Source organism: Acinetobacter parvus DSM 16617 = CIP 108168 (genome assembly GCF_000368025.1).
Lineage (GTDB): Bacteria > Pseudomonadota > Gammaproteobacteria > Pseudomonadales > Moraxellaceae > Acinetobacter > Acinetobacter parvus.
Window position 1 is genome coordinate 322,986 of sequence record NZ_KB849212.1, and the last position, 18,817, is coordinate 341,802.

The following is an 18,817-nucleotide window of genomic DNA, read 5'->3' on the forward strand; positions in this document are numbered from 1 at the left end:
TATATTTTTAAGTTGCCTATTCCACAGCAATGACTGTGACATTGCTTGCATCGACTTTAAAACGAACATTCAAGTCTGCAAAACACATTCCATAAACTCGTTCAGCATCTTCCTGATAGGCAGGACGAGGGTCTAAAGATAACACCTGTTCCAGTTCATCGAATACCTTTTTATTTAAAATAGCCTGCTTTAGTAATTGCTGTTGTTGTGTTTGTGCAGTTTCTGTCCATATCACTGATTTACGTACAGGCTCATCCTGAGCATAGCCACTACTTGCATCTGGCACTGCATCCGAATACTGGATATAGGGCTTAATATCCAGAATCGGTGTACCATGTAGTAAATCACTACCCATTACATAAAGGCGCACACTTTTCCCTTGCTTTTCTACTCGTAAAAAATGCACCACAGACAAACCAATTGCAGACGGACGATACATACTTCGGGTAGCAAACACCCCCATTTTCTGGTTTCCACCCAAGCGTGGTGGACGTACCTGCGCGCGAAATCCAGCTATTTGGTTTGGTGCATTATCATTTTGTTTATTCTCATGAAACTGCCACAACAGCCATAAATGGCTAAATGCCTCAATTCCCTCGAATGCCAAAATATCGTTATAAGGTGCCACCATCTCGATATAAGACTCGACCTGCACCAGATTTGGCTGCCTCGGAATACCAAACTTTTCACGGTAGGGAGAGTGCATGTAACCGATAATCGGCATCTCAACTGAATTGCTCATCACTTTTTCTTATAAACACAATTAAATATATTCAGTTTATCGAGAATGAATTTAGATTAGAATAGCAACCTGTTTCTTTTAACTGTGATCGAGACCTTGAATGGCTGCTTTTAACGTTGAACGCATTACTCATGTTCACCACTGGAATGACACACTTTTTAGTTTTAAAACAACACGTGACACCAGTCTACGTTTCAAAAATGGTCAATTCGTCATGATCGGTCTTGAAGTGAATGGCAAGCCCTTAATGCGTGCTTATTCGATTGCAAGCGCGAATTATGAAGAAGAACTGGAGTTCTTCTCAATTAAGGTACAAGACGGTCCATTGACTTCCATTTTACAAAAAGTACAGGTTGGTGATGAAATCCTGATTTCTAAAAAACCAACAGGAACGCTCGTACACGACGATTTATTACCAGGTAAAAATTTATACCTTTTATCTTCTGGTACAGGCCTTGCTCCTTTCCTTTCCCTGCTTCGTGATCCTGAGACTTACGAAAAGTTTGAGAAAGTGATCATGGTTCATGGTACTCGCTATGTTTCAGAGCTTGCCTATCAGGATTTAATCCTGAATGAATTGCCAAACAATGAATTTTTTGAAGAGCTTGGCATCAAGGATAAATTGGTTTATTACCCAACCGTAACCCGCGAGCCATTCCATACACAAGGTCGTGTCACCACTGCCATTGAAACTGGTGAACTGTTTGAAAAAATCGGTTTACCACGTTTTAACCGTGAGACAGACCGTGCCATGCTCTGTGGTAGCCCAGCATTCCTGAAAGATGTGGCTGCCCTGCTTGATCAACATGGCCTGGTTGAATCACCACGTATGGGTGTTATGGGTGATTATGTGATTGAACGTGCTTTTGTAGAAAAATAACTTTTTCATGATGAACAAAAGAACCGAGGTAATACCTCGGTTTTTTATTTTAACTTTTATAGGACTTACGCACTGTTATTTATAGACTCTCTGTGGTAGCAGATGATTTTTATCGAGAATAAAGTCATCAATGAAGTTTTTGATCATTGGTCTAAATAATTTCTTCTGCCAATGATATACATTTTCAAAGATCCCCTCAAACTGGTTCTTTTGTATCTCGACGTAGGCCATCAAGGCTGAAAAAATATGATTCAAAATCAGTTTAGATCGTCTTACTTGAAACTTTTCAATATGACAAACCTGTTTAATCACTCGGTGATATTGTTCTATTTTCCAATGACTTGAATGTAATTCATGAAAACCCTCAAAGGACAATAAATCATCTTCATCTTGATGCACAATATAAAACCTCTGCTGTTCTTTTAACTGAGTCTTAAATAATTGTACAAAGCCAAAATCTTTGAGCCAGACCACTTGACCCTGATGGAAATCTGGCAATAAACGCAGTTGAAACCATTGTCCTTTTTCTGGGGAAACCTTACGGTTACAGTCGATACCAAACATAAATCGAATACCATGTTTTCTTATGGTTTTTAGATTTGCAGTCGATGAATACCAACTATCACCTGTAATAAATTGAATCTTTGCACCCCAACTAAGTACTTCACTTAACATATCCATAAAGTAATCATTCTTGGTTTTACCCTCAGATTTGTCATAAATTCGGAAATTAATTGGAATATTTTGACCATTCTGATCTGTCGCATACAAGGTAATGAGATTAATACCCTTGACGGATCGGTGGTGTTTGCCTGACCAAAAATAGCTAACTAAGTCCATATGTTGACTATATGGTTTATCTAAAACAGTATCATCAATACTGACTATAAGTTTATTATTATCAATATGTTGAATTGCTTCTTGATATAGGTCGTGAGGTGTGTAGTCTTCACGCTCTAGAAAGCGATTTACACTATCATGCGAGATATTATAAGTCTCGGCAAGTTGTGTGCAGCTAATAGAGTTCGGTTCTGTCATGAGAAAGCCCATATAAATGGGTAATGTACAAGTTGCTGTAGAAGCATGTTTAGTTCGTCTGATCACAGATACTTTATAAACTATTTTAATACTTTTTTGAATCCGTCAATGCGTAAGTCCTATTTTATTTGAAATAGGCTTTGTTGCACAAAGATTTGAAAGGTAATCCCCCAAAAAAATAATTGAGTTTAAAAGTAGAAAATCGAATAAAGCTGAATAGACTGGATCCGTATGCCTATCTCAGTGATGTGCTGAAAAGGCTGCCGACCCATAAAGTGACCCAAATAGAAGAATTGCTACCACACCGCTGGAAACCTGAACCGAATTAAAAAAATAGGCATGGGGTTCAGCGGGGGCTTACGCCTAAACATACAGCCACTAAAACCTTGTAATTGTTTGTAGAACAATAACCATGTGGTTCTATAAAGATGAGTCAATAAAAAAGCAGACCTAAGTCTGCTTACCCAACGTGAATTCGGTTTAAGCAGATTTCAATTCAATCGGTTTTAAAATCTGCTGAATCCCAGACTTATATCCATTTACAAGCACCAAAGCATATAATGTTAAAGCAGCAAATATGAATCTTAAAACCATAAAACCAATCGACAGAAGTTTTCCCCCGAGTTGCACTATCGGCAAATATATGATTAATCTTGCCACAAGTGAGCATGTATTGCTCAACCCGCTCTGAAATATCAGTGCAGAAATCATCAATTAGGCAGAAAAGTGTTGTAAGCTGTGTGTCGATAGGCATTTTGAGAGCATTGTTTTTTGTCATGATTAAATTTTGACTTAAATGCCTATCCTTTTACAATGTCCTTATCCCGAATTCACGTTACCCATCTTATAACTTACATTGCAGAATTTGCTCTGAAAACAGACTTTTCCATTGTTCACGTAAAGTCGGCAAATAGAATTTTTCCCCAATCATGACCAATTCCGCATCAATCAAGGCATGAATTTCATGCATGAGTATATAATCCAAAGCAATAATTGAGAGTTCAGGATGTTTCTGGGAAATTTGCTTGCGTCTAACTTGAGCTTTTTTTACCAATTCATTGGCAAAGTTTTTATCTTTATAGGTGGTAATTGCACTTAAACGAAGCTCAATAATGCCCCAGCCCTCTAGTAATTTTTTAAAAACTTCAAAATCTTTGGCCGTTGCTTCCCATGTCACATTTTCCAGATTATTGTCTTCTGGCAAGACAGGTAACAACAGGTCTGCCGTACTTGGAAAAATTTTCTTTAGATTCAACAAAAACTTGACAGGATTTTCATGAGACAGACCAGAATATTGAATATGAGTTTGAGTATCTGTCAAATAAATATTAAGCATAATAAAAGCAATGGTCTAGTCAATCAAACGGATATTGTACGCACTTGCAGGAGAGAAGTACACTTCGCAAGGGCAACCATCACACGCCTCTCAAAACAATAAGGGCGTATACCATACGCCCCTACCACTCATGATTATTTACTACTCGGTGCAATCATCTGCTCAGGACGAACCACTTCATCAAATTGTTCAGCAGTTACCAAGCCTAGTTCAACCGCAACCTGTTTTAAGGTCTTATTTTCCTTATACGCTGTTTTGGCGACTTTGGCAGCGTTTTCATAACCAATGACGGGATTGAGTGCAGTCACCAACATCAGCGAATTATGCAGGAAATAATCAATTTTCTCACGGTTTGGTTCAATTCCTACCGCACAGTGGTCATTGAAACTATTACATGCATCACCAAGCAACTGGATTGATTGCAACAAGTTATAAGCAATCACTGGCATAAACACGTTGAGCTCAAAATTACCAGACGCACCAGCAATATTGATAGTCGTATCATTGCCCAAGACTTGAGCCACCACCATGGTCATGGCTTCACTTTGTGTCGGGTTTACTTTCCCAGGCATAATACTTGAGCCTGGTTCATTTTCAGGAATACGGATTTCCCCTAAACCACAACGTGGACCACTTGCCAACCAGCGAATGTCATTGGCAATTTTATTTAAACTAGCAGCCAAAGTTTTTAATGCACCAGAAGCGAATACTGCCGCATCACGCCCTGCCAAGGCTTCAAATTTATTAGGTGCCGTTACAAATGGTAGGCCTGTCAGCCCAGCTAATTGTTCTGCGGCTTTTACGGCATAGTCAGGATGAGCATTGAGTCCTGTTCCCACCGCCGTTCCACCTAAAGGCAATTCATATAAACCTGCAAGCGCCTGATGTAGACGCTTTAAGCCATGATCCAGTTGTGACACATAGCCACTAAATTCCTGTCCTAGCGTTAATGGAGTCGCATCCTGTAAATGGGTACGTCCAATTTTGACAATATCATCAAATTGATCGGATTTACGTTGTAAAGTTTGTTTGAGTTTCTCAACCGCAGGAATTAGTAATTCATTGATTTGCAGACTTGCGGCAACATGAATCGCGGTTGGGAAAGAATCATTGGTGGATTGCGCACGGTTGACATGATCGTTTGGATGGACAGGTTTTTGTGCGCCCAAAGCTTGCCCTAATTTCTGGTTAGCAATATTGGCAATCACTTCATTACAGTTCATGTTGCTTTGCGTACCAGAACCTGTCTGCCATACCACCAATGGAAACTGAGCATCCCATTGCCCAGCAATGACTTCTTCAGCAGCACCCACAATATATTGACTTAACTCTTCAGGCAGTTGTTTAAGTTCTGCATTGGTGATGGCAGCAGCTTTTTTTACAAGTCCCATTGCACGAATCATCGCACGGGGTAAACGCTCCTGACCTATTTTAAAGTTTTGTAAACTTCTTTGCGTTTGCGCGCCCCACAAGGCTTCATTTGGAACCTCAATTTCACCCATGGTATCGTGTTCAATTCGTATGTGCATAACAACCTCTGCTCTATCTTGGTAAGAATTTTCACGGGCTGAAGCAAATAGATGCCTTGGCTAGCTCATATTGAATGTTTATCAAGGATATTCAACAAACCGCCGTATTATCCCCAAATGGCTTAAGAATGCAAATAATAATCATTATCTAAAACCTGTTGCCAGCTTTAATGGACTGTATTGGTAATCATAAAGCGATAGCAGACTTAGTTACCTTTTAACGTATTTAGGTAAAAACGCCATTCATCTCCAATCATTTGTGTTAAGGATCGTTTCGGTGTCCATGCAAGCATCTTTTCTGCTTTATCAATATTTGCCCCCAGTTGAGCCAATTCCTCATGTTGATAAACTGCGGGCTGAACCCGAATTTCGGATTGGGTTACTTTGGCAACTTCATCTAACAAACCTAGGATAGAGGTGGTTTTTGAGTGGGCGATATTAAATGCCTCCAAACAGCCAACCTGTGTTTCCAGCCACTTTAAGCCTGCCAGTACGGCATCACAAACATCCAGCACATGCAAGAAGCTTCGTTCAACCGTACCATCTTTAGTCTGTGCCTGATTTTGCAACTCAATGCAATCACGTTGCATTGCGGCTACCTGCAAGGCCAGAGGCACAATATTCTTCGGTAATTGAACAACATATTCACCCAATACCCCATGCTCAAAGGCACCGACAATATTGGATAACCGCAGGTTAATGATCTTCCATTCATGGTCAATCCTGTAGGTATCCGCAATAATATCCTCCACCATTTGCTGGGTACGAATATAGGGATTAGCATAGTGATAATTAAATTTAGTCTCCTCGGAAAGTTCCGAATCAGACTTTCCATAGACCGCCACGCTGGATAGGTTGATAAGCTGTCTCACTCCCATGCGTTGCATGGCACGTAATAAGCTCATGATACAACTGACATTATCATTATAATATTCAAGAGGTTTTAAAACCGATTCCTCCAGCGATTTAAAGCTCGCAGTATGAATCACCGCATCTATAGAATATTGTTCAAACACCTTATTTAAGGCAGGCGTGTTGCGTACATCAAGCTTTGCAAAAGGAATATACATGCCTGAAATATATTCCAGACGTTCCAGAGTCTGTAATGTGGAATTGGCCAGATTATCAACAATGACGATTTCGTGCCCACGAGCCAGCAAACTCAAAGCAATATGTGAACCGATAAAGCCTAAACCACCTGTCACCAAAATCATTGTATAATTACCTTCTTTTTAATATGTCCATCTTTATTTTTGCCTATGACCATAGTGAATGTTCCATGAGTACACTACTGTTAATTACCTCAGCACCTACTTCAATGATGGCCTGGCATGCATTTGGTTTAGCACAGGCATTACAAAATAAGCATGAGGAATTTCGTGTCTTCTTTTACCAGGACGGTGTTCAGGTTGCCAACGATTTACAGTGGTTTCCTGATGATCAGCGCAACCTGAAACTGGAATGGCAAAAGCTTGGCGTTCGACTCCCTGTCTGTGTCAGTGCCGCGCTTGCTCGGGGAATCACGGATGCCAGCAATGCACAACGTCATTCACTTCAGCAGCACAACCTGGCCCAAGGTTTTGAGCTGGTTGGGCTTGGAGAACTTGCTGATGCCGTACAAAGCTGTTCTCGTCTAATTCAATTCTAGATCAAGTTCTTTATATAGCGTGTTGCTTTTAAAAGGTAAATTGTGTGAAAACTGTACTCGTCATCCTAACGCAGCCTAATTTAACCAGTTTGCAGGTCAATGAAAGCTTGTCTGCAACTATGGTTTTAGCAACCTTTGGTATTTCTGTCAAAGTATTATTAAAGGATGCCGCACTGAGTTTATTGAACAATCAACTAGCGTTCGATCAGTTCACGCATGCCTTTAAAATTGCCGCCAATATGGTGGAAAGTTTTGAGTTTTACGATTTAACCCCAATTTTGGTTGAAAGCAAAAATCAACAATTAGCTATCGTCAAAAATACAGATCAGGATATTGAATTTATTGATATTCATCCTGAATTTATTCAGTCATTTGATCATGTACTGTATTGGTAAGGGATTCGCTCATGAAAAATTCAACCTTGTTTCTCGTCCAATCTCCTTATAACAATGTCAATAAAATTTTAGATGAGTTAGCACACATGGCAAAAGCGGATGACCATATTGTGATGATGGGGGATTCAGTCTTACAAGTCACAGATGCCGTTGTGGATACTTACCCGAATATCTATTGTCTAAGCAATGAACAAAGCCTATTGCAGTATGGTCTTAAAAAACGTGTAAACATTCTGGAATATGCTCAATTTGCAAATTTAGTATTAAAGTTTCAACGTTGTATTACGTTGAAATGAATATATCGTTAATTGAGTGATACCCATAAATTATTGGGCGTATACAATACGCCCCTACTTAGGCTATTTTATGCAGTTAGAGTTAGACCAAGACGGTCATTTAGTTGATTACACCATTTGGAATCCAGAAGTTGCACAGGAACTTGCTAAATCACTCGATTTAGAGCTGACAGATTGGCACTTTGATATTCTCAATGCTGTACGGCAGTTTTATCAGCAGTTTGGACATTCACCTGCAACACGTCCGTTGATCAAATTTCTCATGAAAACAGTAAGCCCTGAAATCAGTAATGCTGAGCTACAGCAAAAGTTTAATACAGGTCTAGTGGCTCGACATTTAAGTCGCTTGGCTGGCGTTCCCAAACCTGCCAATTGTTTATAGATCATTGAAAATGATCTATGAGGCACTATTTTGCTTTTGTTGCATAAACGCAAAATAACCTGGGCCAGCAGCGACCTTTACCTCTTTTACATCAATGGGTTCATTACATTCTGAACAAACAACCTTAGAACTAAATTTGTGTCCACAGGTTTTATGAGTAAATTCAATCGGTTTGCCCAAACCCATGTCCATCCATTTATCGGCCCATTGCACCATTGTCAGAATAATCGGGTACAAGTCCAACCCTTTATCGGTAAGTTGATATTCAAAACGTTCCTGACGCTCCACATAGGGAACTTTGGTTAAAATTCCATATTCAACCAGACGTTTTAACCGTTCTGAAAGGACATGACGCGTAACTCCCAAACTACGCTGGAACTCATCAAAACGGCGTATACCCATAAATGCGTTGCGCAAAATCAGCATGGTCCAACGGTCACCCAATACTGAAAGCGTCCGCGCCACTGAACATGGCTGATCGCCAATCTCATCCCATTTCATTATTATCACCCATCATTTTTCAAACTTATAAGGTATATAATCCACACCTTGAACCCTAACACTAAAAAGTGAATCAATATAAAATATACACTAATGTATCTTGGTCACCAGATACAAATTACCCTACTTTAATACAAAGGCGTCCAAAATTAGATGGATGTTCCAAATCACCAGCAACCTGAACCGTTGTTCCTTGTGCTTTATGATTTACCGTGACATCAACACCACATCCAACCCCACAATAGGGACATGTTGTTTTTGTAATGATTGTTTCTGCTTGATCGGAGCGACTGTGTTCTAAATTTTGAATACTGTTTATGACTGCCCCTTTTATCTATTTCATCTATGCCTGAATTTCACATTCTGTTTGGGTTTAGGCACCAAGGAACCTAAACCCCAAAGATGATTAACCTGCTTTTTTCATTGCAAAATCCTTACCAAATAACAATTTATTTCTAAATGTTGAAATTGGTGTTTGATCTGCAATCAATTCCGCATACCACATGCCATCTTCAGTATCACCGAACAGTACCGCACCGATGACTTTATCTTTCTGAATAATGATACGCTTGTAAATTTGTCGTTTTTCATCATTCAGGATAATGTCTTCGTAATCTTCTTTCGGTTCAAAATTTCCAGCCGAGAATACATCAACACCACTAACCTTAAGCTGAGTTGGAACGGTTGGCGACTTAAACGTTAAGCTACCGTGTTCTGCCAAGTGTGTCGCACAGATAAATGCTTGTCCCCACAATGGTTCGACGAGACCAAAGGTCTGATTACGATGCTCAATACATTCACCCACTGCATAAATACTTGGGTCAAAGGTTTGCATCGTATCATTAACCAAAATACCACGATTGCAACGTAAACCAGCGCTTTGCGCCAAAGCAATATTTGGACGAATACCGACTGCAAATACGACAAGGTCGGCATCCAACACTATTCCATTTTTCAGACGTACTTGGTTAACATGACCATCTTTACCAATCAATGCTTCAGTATTTGCCTCAGTGATAATATTAATCCCTTTTTCTTCGATGCTTTGACGCAACATACGACTTGCACGCCCATCAAGCTGACGCTCCATAATGCGATCCATCAAATGAAGAACAGTGACATTCATGCCACGTTGTTTCAGACCATACGCTGCTTCCAGGCCAAGTAAACCACCGCCAATCACGACTGCATTTTTTTTAGTTTCACAATATTTAATCATGGTATTCACATCATAAATATCACGGAAACTAATCACACCTTTCAAGTCAACACCTTGTACTGGTGGAATAAATGGCTTAGAACCTGTGGCAATGATCAAACGGTCATAATCAACACTTTCACCTTTTTCTGTATGGACTGTCTTGCGAGTACGATCTATTTTTACAGCTGGATCATCCGCTATAAACTTGATGCCCTTATCGCTATACCATGCATGTGGGTGCAACATGATGTCATCAATGGTTTTCTCACCAGAAAGCACGGGTGAAAGCATGATACGGTTATAGTTACCCCAAGGCTCTTCACCAATCACCGTCACATCATAACGATCAGGTGCCATGTCGAGTAAATCCTCTAGACAGCGCATTCCAGCCAAACCATTACCGATCAAAACGAGCTTCAGTTTTTCTTGAGAAACACCATTATTGGTAATATAAGTTTTTTGCGGAACAGTACCTACCCAAACTCGACCATTTTCGATTTTGGTTGGAAAAACAGAAAGCTTTTGATCTTTATCTTCTAGGCATCGACCTGTTGCTAAACTGAAGTGTTGTTTGTAAATCGGTGAGGCAATAACACGCTCACCTTGCAAATCACCAATAATACCGCGCGCCATTACATTTGCTTGGCTAAACGGATCTTTATTACTTAATGCATAAATACGTTTTTCGTTCCCTACGCGGAATAAAGCAACGGATTGACCCGCAATAAGTGCACCTACACCTGTATTTGGCGTGATGTCATCAAGATGACACACATCAATCCATTGATTTTCTGGAAGCATATTCATGTCTTTTAGATTTGTCATTTTGATTCTCCTTATGCTTCTACCATCGGGATACGATCAACTGAACGTTCAGCTTCATTTAATGGACGGATCTGATCACGCACTTCAGTAAATTGAATATATGGATCAGCTTGCTCTTCAGCGCTTGCATTAATGTAAGTTTGGAAGCGTTTACGAATCTCAGGATTCTCTACCGCAGTACGCCATTCGTCTTGATAAGTTCCAATGACATGTGCCATGCGATTTTCAAGTTCTTCTGCAAGACCAAGCGAATCATCGACAATCACAGCTTTGAGATAATCTAAACCACCTTCCATGTTGTCACGCCATACACTCGTACGTTGTAAACGATCAGCTGTTTGGATATAGAACATAAAGAAGCGGTCGATATAACGAATCAAAGTTTCAGTATCTAGATCAGAAGCTAAAAGCTCTGCATGGCGTGGTTTCATTCCACCATTACCACACACATATAGGTTCCAACCTTTTTCTGTCGCAATTACACCAACATCTTTACCTTGTGCTTCAGCACACTCACGCGTACAACCCGACACAGCCATTTTTAGTTTGTGCGGTGAGCGTAAGCCTTTGTAGCGGTTTTCTAATTCAATCGCTAAACCAACAGAATCATCTACGCCATAACGGCACCAAGTGCTACCTACACATGATTTCACTGTACGCAATGATTTACCATAAGCATGACCTGACTCGAAGCCTGCTGCATTCAACTCTTCCCAAATAAATGGTAGCTCGTGCAGTTGCGCACCAAATAAGTCAACACGTTGACCACCTGTAATTTTGGTATACAGGTTATATTTTTTAGCAATTTGACCTACCGCAATCAAACCATCTGGCGTGACTTCACCACCTGCCATACGCGGTACAACTGAGTATGAACCATCCTTTTGGATATTTCCTAAGTAATAGTCATTACTGTCTTGTAAACCTGCGTGCGTTGGTTCCAATACAAAGTCATTCCAGCACGATGCCAAAATGTTTGCTGTCATTGGTTTACAGATATCACAACCTAAACCATGACCATGTTGTTGAATCAAATCATCAAATGTTTTGATTTTATTGACACGCACCAAGTGATAGATCTCTTGACGTGAGTACGGGAAGTGTTCGCATACATGGTTATTAACCGTTACACCTTGACGTTGTAACTCAGACTTTAAAACTTGAGTAACTAATGGCGCACAACCACCACATGCTGTTGCTGCTTTAGTACATTTCTTTAAAGCACCTAAAGAGGTGGAACCATCACAAATAGCTTGGCAAATATCTGCTTTCGATACATTGTTACATGAACAAATCGTTGCACTGTCTGGAAGTAAATCAACACCACTACCACCCGCTTTCGCACCAGAATCAGCAAATCCTGGCATGATTAAGCTTTCAGGTGTTTCTGGCAATGCGATACCATTCAACATCATTTGTAAAAGATCGTTATATTCTTTTGCATCACCAACCAGTACTGCGCCCAGTAATTTGGTTTTATCTGCATCTACAACGATTTTCTTATAAACCAATGCATCTTCATCAGCATAGAAATAGCTGAGGGAGTTTGGAGTCATGCCATGTGCATCACCAACCGATGCCACATCTACACCCATCAATTTCAACTTCGTGCTCATATCAGCACCAGCGAAACAATGTGTTTCTTCAGCTAAGATATGCTTGGCTGCAATACGCGCCATGTCATAACCCGGTGCAACGAGACCATAGATTTTATTGTCCCAAAGCGCACATTCACCAATTGCGTAAATATTTTCATCAGAGGTTTGGCAGTAATCATTGATCTTGATACCGCCACGCTCCCCAAGTGCTAAACCACTTGAACGAGCTAATTCATCACGTGGGCGAATACCTGCTGAGAATAGAATGATGTCTGTTTCAAGCTCGCTACCATCGGCAAACTTCATCACATGCGTTGCGCTTTCTCCCGCTTCAATAGATGAAGTGGCTTTTTGCGTATGAACTTTTACACCTAAGTTTTCGATTTTACGGCGTAATACTTTACCGCCTAAATCATCAATCTGAACCGCCATTAAACGAGGTGCAAACTCAACGACATGGGTTTCTAAATTTAAATCACGTAAGGCTTTCGCTGCTTCCAAACCAAGCAAGCCACCACCAATTACAACACCCGACTTGGCATTTAAGCTTGCAGCACGGATCGCGTCTAAATCTTCGATGGTACGATATACAAAGCAATTTTCACGATCATTACCTACAATTGGCGGAACGAAAGCATATGAACCAGTTGCCAGTACAAGTTTGTCGTAGTGAAGCACATCGCCCAAACTCGTAGTGACCGTTTGCGCAGCGGTATCAATGGCAATGGCTTTGGTGTTTAGTCTTAAATCGATACCATGAGCATCGGCAAAATCGAAACGAGCAAGTGATAAATCTTTCGCTGATTTACCTGAAAAATATTCAGTCAAATGTACACGGTCGTATGCAATACGTGGCTCTTCGGCAAGAATCGTAATTTCCAGTTTATCATCAGCTTTCTCCAGAATGGCTTCGATGAATTTGTGCCCCACCATACCGTGACCAATCATCACTAATTTCATTGTGTCTCTCCTCAATTCTTCTCTATTTATTCAGCTAGCGGTTGCTTGCGTTCCTGTTGTTGCTGATATATCTGGTATAAGGATTTGCAAAACCAAGGCAGAATTTATCCACACGCCATTGCTTGCATTTGCATGGCATGTAATTCGGATAAAGTACTGGAAATGTTTTGCGAAATTGAATAATGTGCAGCTGGCACCAGAACAGATAAAAAAACGAGCCGCCCTGTTGAGCGAGCTCGCGACGCTGGAACTAAAATTTTAAGTAGGCTTACGATTACTTTATTTGTAGATAAAAAAGACATTGCCATCTCCCATACTGAACGTATACTGCTTTGCTGACACAATTCACTTGTGTAAACAAACCGATCAGATCGGACATCGTTGGCCGTCTTACAATTTTAAAAAGTCATCTTCGACTTACAGAATAATTAGCAAATGCTGTGCCAACTTACACAACACATTTACATAATTACTATTAACCTTTGTTTTTTATAAACTTTATAGATATAAAATAAATATCGGTAGATAAACCAATGGATTCTCATACCGTCTTAGCAGGCACTGACCTGTTTTAAAGCACAATTCACCCTGCTTTAAAATAACTCTTTTTATGCACTAAAAACGAACACAAACTTATTTTCCATAGCTAAATGCAGATTTTCATTTCTTGAATAGAGAGGTAACGATACAATAAAGCGCATAAACCATATAAGTTAGAGAGCAATTGCACCGAATAAGACAATTAAAAACATACTTTATGGCATTAATTTTGCTTAAAAAATTATAGGATCTTTCATATTTCGCAGTTGAAATGCCCATAAGATCTACTCCTAGCACGACCTAAAATGTGCAACTATCTACTGTTGACCCTGTACACTTATGCCGAAACTTAAAATTGCACTCATTGACGATGATCAGGCTCGGGCTGAGTACATCAAAAAGTGTTTGATTGAACACGACTTCGATGTGATTGCCTGTTTTACACTTGATCACCTGAATATTTTTAAACTCGAACATCTACAGGCAGATGTGATTCTGCTGGATATGGACCATCCCCACCGTGATGTGATTGAGAGTTGTGTCAGTAATTTTGACCTGCCCACGGTTCTGTTTACCAAAAATACTGATAAAGACACTATTAAACAGGCCATTGATGCAGGCATTACCGCCTATATTGTAGATGGTATTGATCCTAGCCGCCTGCATACCATTCTGGATATTTCAATTGAACAATATAAAAAGCACAAAAAACTGGAATCCGATTTAAAGGATGCCAAAACTAAACTGGCTGATCGTAAAGACATTGAAAAGGCCAAAGCGTTACTGATGCAGTTGCATGGCTTAACGGAAGATACCGCCTTTCAATTACTGCGCAAAAACGCCATGAGCCATCGCATGACTATTGGGGAAATGGCACGCCGTTTACTCGATGCACAACAACTTTTAAGTAATCAATTAAATAGCCAGCTAAAGGATGAATAGATGAGTCATTTAGTCGAATTAAAGAAAGTGGAAAAAACTAAACTGCAACTTGGCTATATTCCTTTGCTGGATTGTATTGCACTGCTTTGGGCAAAACATCGTGGTTTTTTTGATGATGCTGGACTGGATGTCACACTAGTGAAAGAAGCATCCTGGGCAAGTTTACGTGACCGTCTTGCCTTTGGACTTTTGGATGCAGCGCATTGTTTATCAGCCATGCTACCAGCCGCAGCCGCAGGTGCTGATCAAACTGGTATCGCCTTACAAACCCCTTTAGTACTGAGCGAAAACCGCGCATTTATTAGTTTAAGCCAAAAACTCTGTTATGAGCTTGATATTCAACAACATGATTCCGCAGAGACATCTGCAAAAAAACTGCTCAGTCATATCAAACAGAATCATACGGTTGCCTTAGCCCATGTGTTTAAACATTCCATTCATCATTATTGTTTAAGGGAATGGCTGGCACTGGCCGATCCAGAACTGGCCCAGTCAATTTCAATGAAAACACTCCCCCCACCGTATATGGTTGAAGCCTTGAGCAATCATCTGATTGATGGTTTCTGCGTGGGAGAACCGTGGAATACACAAGCTGAGCTGCAAGGACTGAGCCATATTGTCTGTTCAAGCCAAGATATTATTCCAAATGTGGCAGATAAGGTTTTAGCCGTGACCCAGGAATGGGCACAACAGCATCCAAATACTTTGGTTGCATTAACTGGTGCCATTCTAAAGGCACAGCAGGAACTTCGGGAATTAGAAGATTTTGCGCCTATATGGCAGTTGCTGATTGAGTTTGATGTGATTCAGTTTAACTGCTCTACAGAAGTGCATGTCGAAAAATACTATACCATTCAAAATATTGTTCGGAATTTTGTCCAAGACAGTGCTGAACCCAAGCTCAGTGACTTTGAATGGCTGTTTCAACAAATGCAGAAATGGAATGGTTCTGATCAGGACGTGACGTTTGTTACTCATCAGGCTCAAAACTGTTTGTTGCTTGATATACATCACATCGCATTACAGACCATCAAACAATAGGCAAAAAAAGCTGTCTTTAAAATTAAAGACAGCATTGAAAGACCCATAAGAGATTACGCCAATCAAAAGTAATCTCTTAAGTACTCACCATCTTAATTAACAAAGGTTATCTTTTTCGGACATTTTTATGTCATTAGCAGCCATCCCGAAATGAAAAAATCATCATTTTTGCCAACTCTAAATTTTTTAAAGCTATACAACCAACAATCACTTTTTTTTAAAACCTTTTGTGCCTGTTCCAAACCTAATACAGATGCTATCCATATAAATTAATCCAAAACAATATATTTCAACTAAAATAAATAAAAACAATAAATTAAGATAAAAATTAATCCTTATTGAATCAAAATCGTACATGCTGGTTGAAATTTATGATGAGTTTGCATGTAGTTTAAAAATCATCATTTGGCGATTTTGACCATTGAGTTACACAAATCCCATGAACGAAAAGTGGCAATTCAGTTTAAAATAATGAAAAAGCACAACACCCTAAAATTTGTCATATTTTAACATTGCCAATTCCTTGCAAAGTTTTCATTATATGCAGCATGCTTGGTATGCAACTTTCTTCATAGATTAAAATAAATTATAAAAAAATTGCAGAATTTTGTGCCATAATAAGCAAACTTTGCAGACATCTTGCAAAACATATTTGCAGTTTTAGAATTGGAGCAGGCTGAATGAGCTCAACCATTTTGGTGATTCATGGACCGAATTTAAACTTGCTAGGAAAGCGCGAACCAGAAGTCTATGGTTATCTCACCCTAGAGGATATTAACCAGCAACTCACTGCTCAGGCTAAAAATTCGTCATTGACACTGGATACCTTTCAAAGTAACTGGGAAGGCGCAATTGTGGATCGCATCCATCAGGCACAAAATGAAAATATAAAATTTATCATTATCAACCCTGCCGCCCTTACCCACACTTCTGTGGCCTTACGTGATGCCCTACTTGGTGTTGCCATCCCATTTATTGAGGTGCATTTGTCAAATGTTCACGCCCGTGAAGCATTTCGTCATCACTCATACCTGTCAGATAAAGCTATTGGCGTGATCTGTGGATTAGGTGCCAGGGGTTATTCCTTTGCACTCGATTATGCCATCGAAAAAATTCAATCTTCTAACTAATTTACACATTTAGGAATGCTCAGTCATGGATATCCGTAAAATCAAGAAACTTATCGACCTGATGATTGAATCTGACTTACAAGCGATAGAAGTTAAGGAAGGCGACCAATCCATTTCACTGACTCGTCCAACGCCTGTATACACAGCGGCTCCTGTTGCAGCACCAATCACTTCAGCGCCAGCAGCGCCAGCTGCAAAAACACCACGTGGTGCGGTTGAGACCTCTCCGATGGTTGGCGTTTTCTATTCAGCACCAAGTCCAGGTGAACCCCCATTTGTCAATGTAGGCCAAACAGTTTCTGCGGGTGAAACTCTGGGTATTATTGAAGCCATGAAAATCATGAATCCAATTGAGGCAACTCAAAGTGGTGTAATTGAAGAGATTTTGGTTAAGAATGGTGAAGTGATTCAATTCGGTCAAGCGCTTTTCCGCTACCGTGCCTAATGAGTCTGGGGATTCCTATGTTGCAAAAAGTACTCATTGCAAACCGTGGTGAAATTGCTTTACGAATTACGCGGGCTTGTAAAACTCTTGGCATTAAAACCGTTGGAATTTATTCCGATGCCGACAAGGATTTAATGCATCTACGCTTTGTTGATGAAGCGGTCTGCATTGGCCCAGGTGCAAGCAGTGAAAGCTACTTGAATATTCCTGCCATTATTACCGCCGCAGAAATTACAGGTGCGGATGCCATTCATCCTGGTTATGGCTTCCTGTCGGAAAATGCCGAGTTTGCTGAAATTGTTGAAAACTCTGGCTTCATTTTCATTGGCCCACGTCCTGAACATATCCGCCTGATGGGTAACAAGGTTTCAGCAATCATGGCAATGAAGAAATCTGGGGTGCCAACTGTGCCAGGTTCTGCCCATGCGGTAACACCCAACAACGCACTTGCAGAAGCCAAACAAATTGGCTTTCCATTGATTGTCAAGGCTGCGGCTGGCGGTGGTGGTCGTGGTATGCGTATTGTCGAGCGTGTCGATACCTTGCTTGAATCTGTGCAGGCTGCCCAGCGTGATGCAGAAATGTGGTTCGGCGATGATACCGTCTATATGGAACGTTTCCTGCAAAAACCCCGTCATGTTGAGGTTCAGATCCTTGGCGATGGCAATGGCCATGCAATCCATTTGTATGACCGTGACTGTTCGCTACAGCGCCGTCATCAAAAGGTTCTGGAAGAGGCACCTGCGCCAAATCTGCCAGAACAGGCACGTGCAGATATTCTGGAAGCCTGTGTCAATGCCTGTAAATTGATGCAGTATCGTGGTGCTGGTACTTTTGAGTTTTTATTTGAAGAAGGCGAATTTTTCTTCATTGAAATGAATACACGGGTACAGGTTGAACACCCTGTCACTGAAATGGTCACGGGTGTGGACATTATTGAACAACAGCTTCGTATTGCTGCGGGTTTAGGTCTAAACCTTGAACAGGATGAAATTGAGGTTAAAGGTCATGCCATTGAATGTCGTATCAATGCAGAAGACCCAACCACGTTCTTGCCATCCCCTGGAAAAATTGAAACTTTCTATGCACCAGGTGGCGCAGGTATCCGTCTAGACTCTCATATTTATCAAGGTTATAGCATTCCGCCTTACTATGATTCCATGATTGCCAAACTGATTGCACATGGCAAAGATCGCGAAACATCGTTGGCCCGTATGCGTCAGGCGCTGGATGAAATGATTTTGACAGGAATCAAAACCAATATTCCACTGCATAAAGACCTGATTTTGCAGGATGCCAATTTCTGTGAACAGGCAATGGATATCCATTATCTTGAGAAGCATTTATTAAAACAGTTGGCACAACAGGCCGAAACTGCTTAAATAAAA

The 18,817-nt window shown here is 40.4% G+C and carries 18 protein-coding genes and 3 pseudogenes; 11 read left to right on the forward strand and 10 right to left on the reverse strand.

The features are described 5' to 3' along the window. Positions 1-16 precede the first annotated feature (16 nt). Positions 17-742: a tRNA (N6-threonylcarbamoyladenosine(37)-N6)-methyltransferase TrmO gene (tsaA, locus tag F988_RS07995; RefSeq protein WP_004682362.1), complete on the reverse strand. Its 726-nt coding sequence runs from the start codon at positions 740-742 to the stop codon at positions 17-19. Positions 743-842: 100 nt separating this feature from the next. Between tsaA and F988_RS08000 the strand changes: the two genes are divergently transcribed. Next, entirely contained in the window at positions 843-1,622 is a 780-nt protein-coding gene (locus F988_RS08000; RefSeq protein WP_004679719.1) for a ferredoxin--NADP reductase, read from the forward strand. 75 nt (positions 1,623-1,697) lie between these two features. Here F988_RS08000 and F988_RS08005 read toward each other — a convergent pair whose 3' ends face one another. Next, on the reverse strand, positions 1,698-2,726 hold the full coding sequence (locus tag F988_RS08005; RefSeq protein ID WP_081399038.1) for an IS701 family transposase: 1,029 nt from the start codon (positions 2,724-2,726) through the stop codon (positions 1,698-1,700). A 143-nt stretch (positions 2,727-2,869) separates the two neighbouring features. Between F988_RS08005 and F988_RS14615 the strand changes: the two are divergent. Then, positions 2,870-2,989: pseudogene (locus F988_RS14615) on the forward strand (transposase domain-containing protein); the annotation flags it as partial. Positions 2,990-3,219: 230 nt separating this feature from the next. Here the strand turns inward: F988_RS14615 and F988_RS08010 are convergent. The 4 genes and pseudogenes from F988_RS08010 to galE form a co-directional block, all read right to left on the reverse strand. Next, positions 3,220-3,414, reverse strand: a pseudogene (locus F988_RS08010) (transposase); the annotation flags it as partial. Between the two features lie 90 nt (positions 3,415-3,504). After that, on the reverse strand, positions 3,505-3,996 hold the full coding sequence (locus F988_RS08015) for a hypothetical protein (protein ID WP_004682364.1): 492 nt from the start codon (positions 3,994-3,996) through the stop codon (positions 3,505-3,507). A 134-nt stretch (positions 3,997-4,130) separates the two neighbouring features. Continuing rightward, positions 4,131-5,525 carry a class II fumarate hydratase gene (gene fumC / locus F988_RS08020; protein WP_004682365.1) on the reverse strand — a complete coding sequence of 465 codons (1,395 nt, stop codon included), beginning with the start codon at positions 5,523-5,525 and terminating at the stop codon, positions 4,131-4,133. A gap of 206 nt (positions 5,526-5,731) precedes the next feature. Next, positions 5,732-6,739 carry a UDP-glucose 4-epimerase GalE gene (gene galE / locus F988_RS08025; RefSeq protein ID WP_004682367.1) on the reverse strand — a complete coding sequence of 336 codons (1,008 nt, stop codon included), beginning with the start codon at positions 6,737-6,739 and terminating at the stop codon, positions 5,732-5,734. 65 nt (positions 6,740-6,804) lie between these two features. Between galE and tusD the strand changes: the two genes are divergently transcribed. From tusD to F988_RS08045, 4 genes are all read left to right on the forward strand, one after another. Further along, complete coding sequence (gene tusD / locus F988_RS08030) at positions 6,805-7,173, forward strand: sulfurtransferase complex subunit TusD (protein ID WP_010589273.1); 369 nt, start codon at positions 6,805-6,807, stop codon at positions 7,171-7,173. 44 nt (positions 7,174-7,217) lie between these two features. After that, positions 7,218-7,568 (forward strand): hypothetical protein, encoded by a 351-nt coding sequence (locus tag F988_RS08035; RefSeq protein WP_004682370.1) that lies wholly within the window; start codon positions 7,218-7,220, stop codon positions 7,566-7,568. Between the two features lie 11 nt (positions 7,569-7,579). Continuing rightward, positions 7,580-7,864 (forward strand): hypothetical protein, encoded by a 285-nt coding sequence (locus F988_RS08040; protein ID WP_004682371.1) that lies wholly within the window; start codon positions 7,580-7,582, stop codon positions 7,862-7,864. A 70-nt stretch (positions 7,865-7,934) separates the two neighbouring features. Beyond that, positions 7,935-8,246, forward strand: a complete 312-nt coding sequence (locus tag F988_RS08045; protein ID WP_004682372.1) for a TusE/DsrC/DsvC family sulfur relay protein — start codon at positions 7,935-7,937, stop codon at positions 8,244-8,246. 15 nt (positions 8,247-8,261) lie between these two features. Here the strand turns inward: F988_RS08045 and F988_RS08050 are convergent, their stop codons facing one another. From F988_RS08050 to nirB, 4 genes and pseudogenes are all read right to left on the reverse strand, one after another. Further along, positions 8,262-8,747, reverse strand: a complete 486-nt coding sequence (locus F988_RS08050) for a winged helix-turn-helix transcriptional regulator (RefSeq protein WP_004682373.1) — start codon at positions 8,745-8,747, stop codon at positions 8,262-8,264. Positions 8,748-8,874: 127 nt separating this feature from the next. Continuing rightward, positions 8,875-9,066: pseudogene (locus F988_RS14620) on the reverse strand (hypothetical protein); the annotation flags it as partial. Between the two features lie 87 nt (positions 9,067-9,153). Beyond that, entirely contained in the window at positions 9,154-10,773 is a 1,620-nt protein-coding gene (nirD, locus tag F988_RS08055) for a nitrite reductase small subunit NirD (RefSeq protein ID WP_004682374.1), read from the reverse strand. Between the two features lie 11 nt (positions 10,774-10,784). Beyond that, a complete protein-coding gene (gene nirB / locus F988_RS08060; RefSeq protein WP_004682377.1) occupies positions 10,785-13,331 on the reverse strand; it encodes a nitrite reductase large subunit NirB in 2,547 nt (848 codons plus the stop codon). An 879-nt stretch (positions 13,332-14,210) separates the two neighbouring features. Here nirB and F988_RS08070 point away from each other — a divergent pair. The 5 genes from F988_RS08070 (at position 14,211) to accC (ending at position 18,811) form a co-directional block, all read left to right on the forward strand. Continuing rightward, entirely contained in the window at positions 14,211-14,813 is a 603-nt protein-coding gene (locus F988_RS08070; protein WP_004682381.1) for an ANTAR domain-containing response regulator, read from the forward strand. Further along, positions 14,814-15,854, forward strand: coding sequence for an ABC transporter substrate-binding protein (locus F988_RS08075; protein ID WP_004682382.1), 1,041 nt, complete (start codon positions 14,814-14,816; stop codon positions 15,852-15,854). Between the two features lie 680 nt (positions 15,855-16,534). After that, positions 16,535-16,984 (forward strand): type II 3-dehydroquinate dehydratase, encoded by a 450-nt coding sequence (aroQ, locus tag F988_RS08080; RefSeq protein ID WP_004682383.1) that lies wholly within the window; start codon positions 16,535-16,537, stop codon positions 16,982-16,984. A 25-nt stretch (positions 16,985-17,009) separates the two neighbouring features. After that, positions 17,010-17,429, forward strand: coding sequence for an acetyl-CoA carboxylase biotin carboxyl carrier protein (accB, locus tag F988_RS08085; protein ID WP_004679741.1), 420 nt, complete (start codon positions 17,010-17,012; stop codon positions 17,427-17,429). Positions 17,430-17,446: 17 nt separating this feature from the next. Then, positions 17,447-18,811: an acetyl-CoA carboxylase biotin carboxylase subunit gene (gene accC, locus F988_RS08090; RefSeq protein ID WP_010589275.1), complete on the forward strand. Its 1,365-nt coding sequence runs from the start codon at positions 17,447-17,449 to the stop codon at positions 18,809-18,811. The last annotated feature ends 6 nt before the right edge of the window (positions 18,812-18,817 follow it).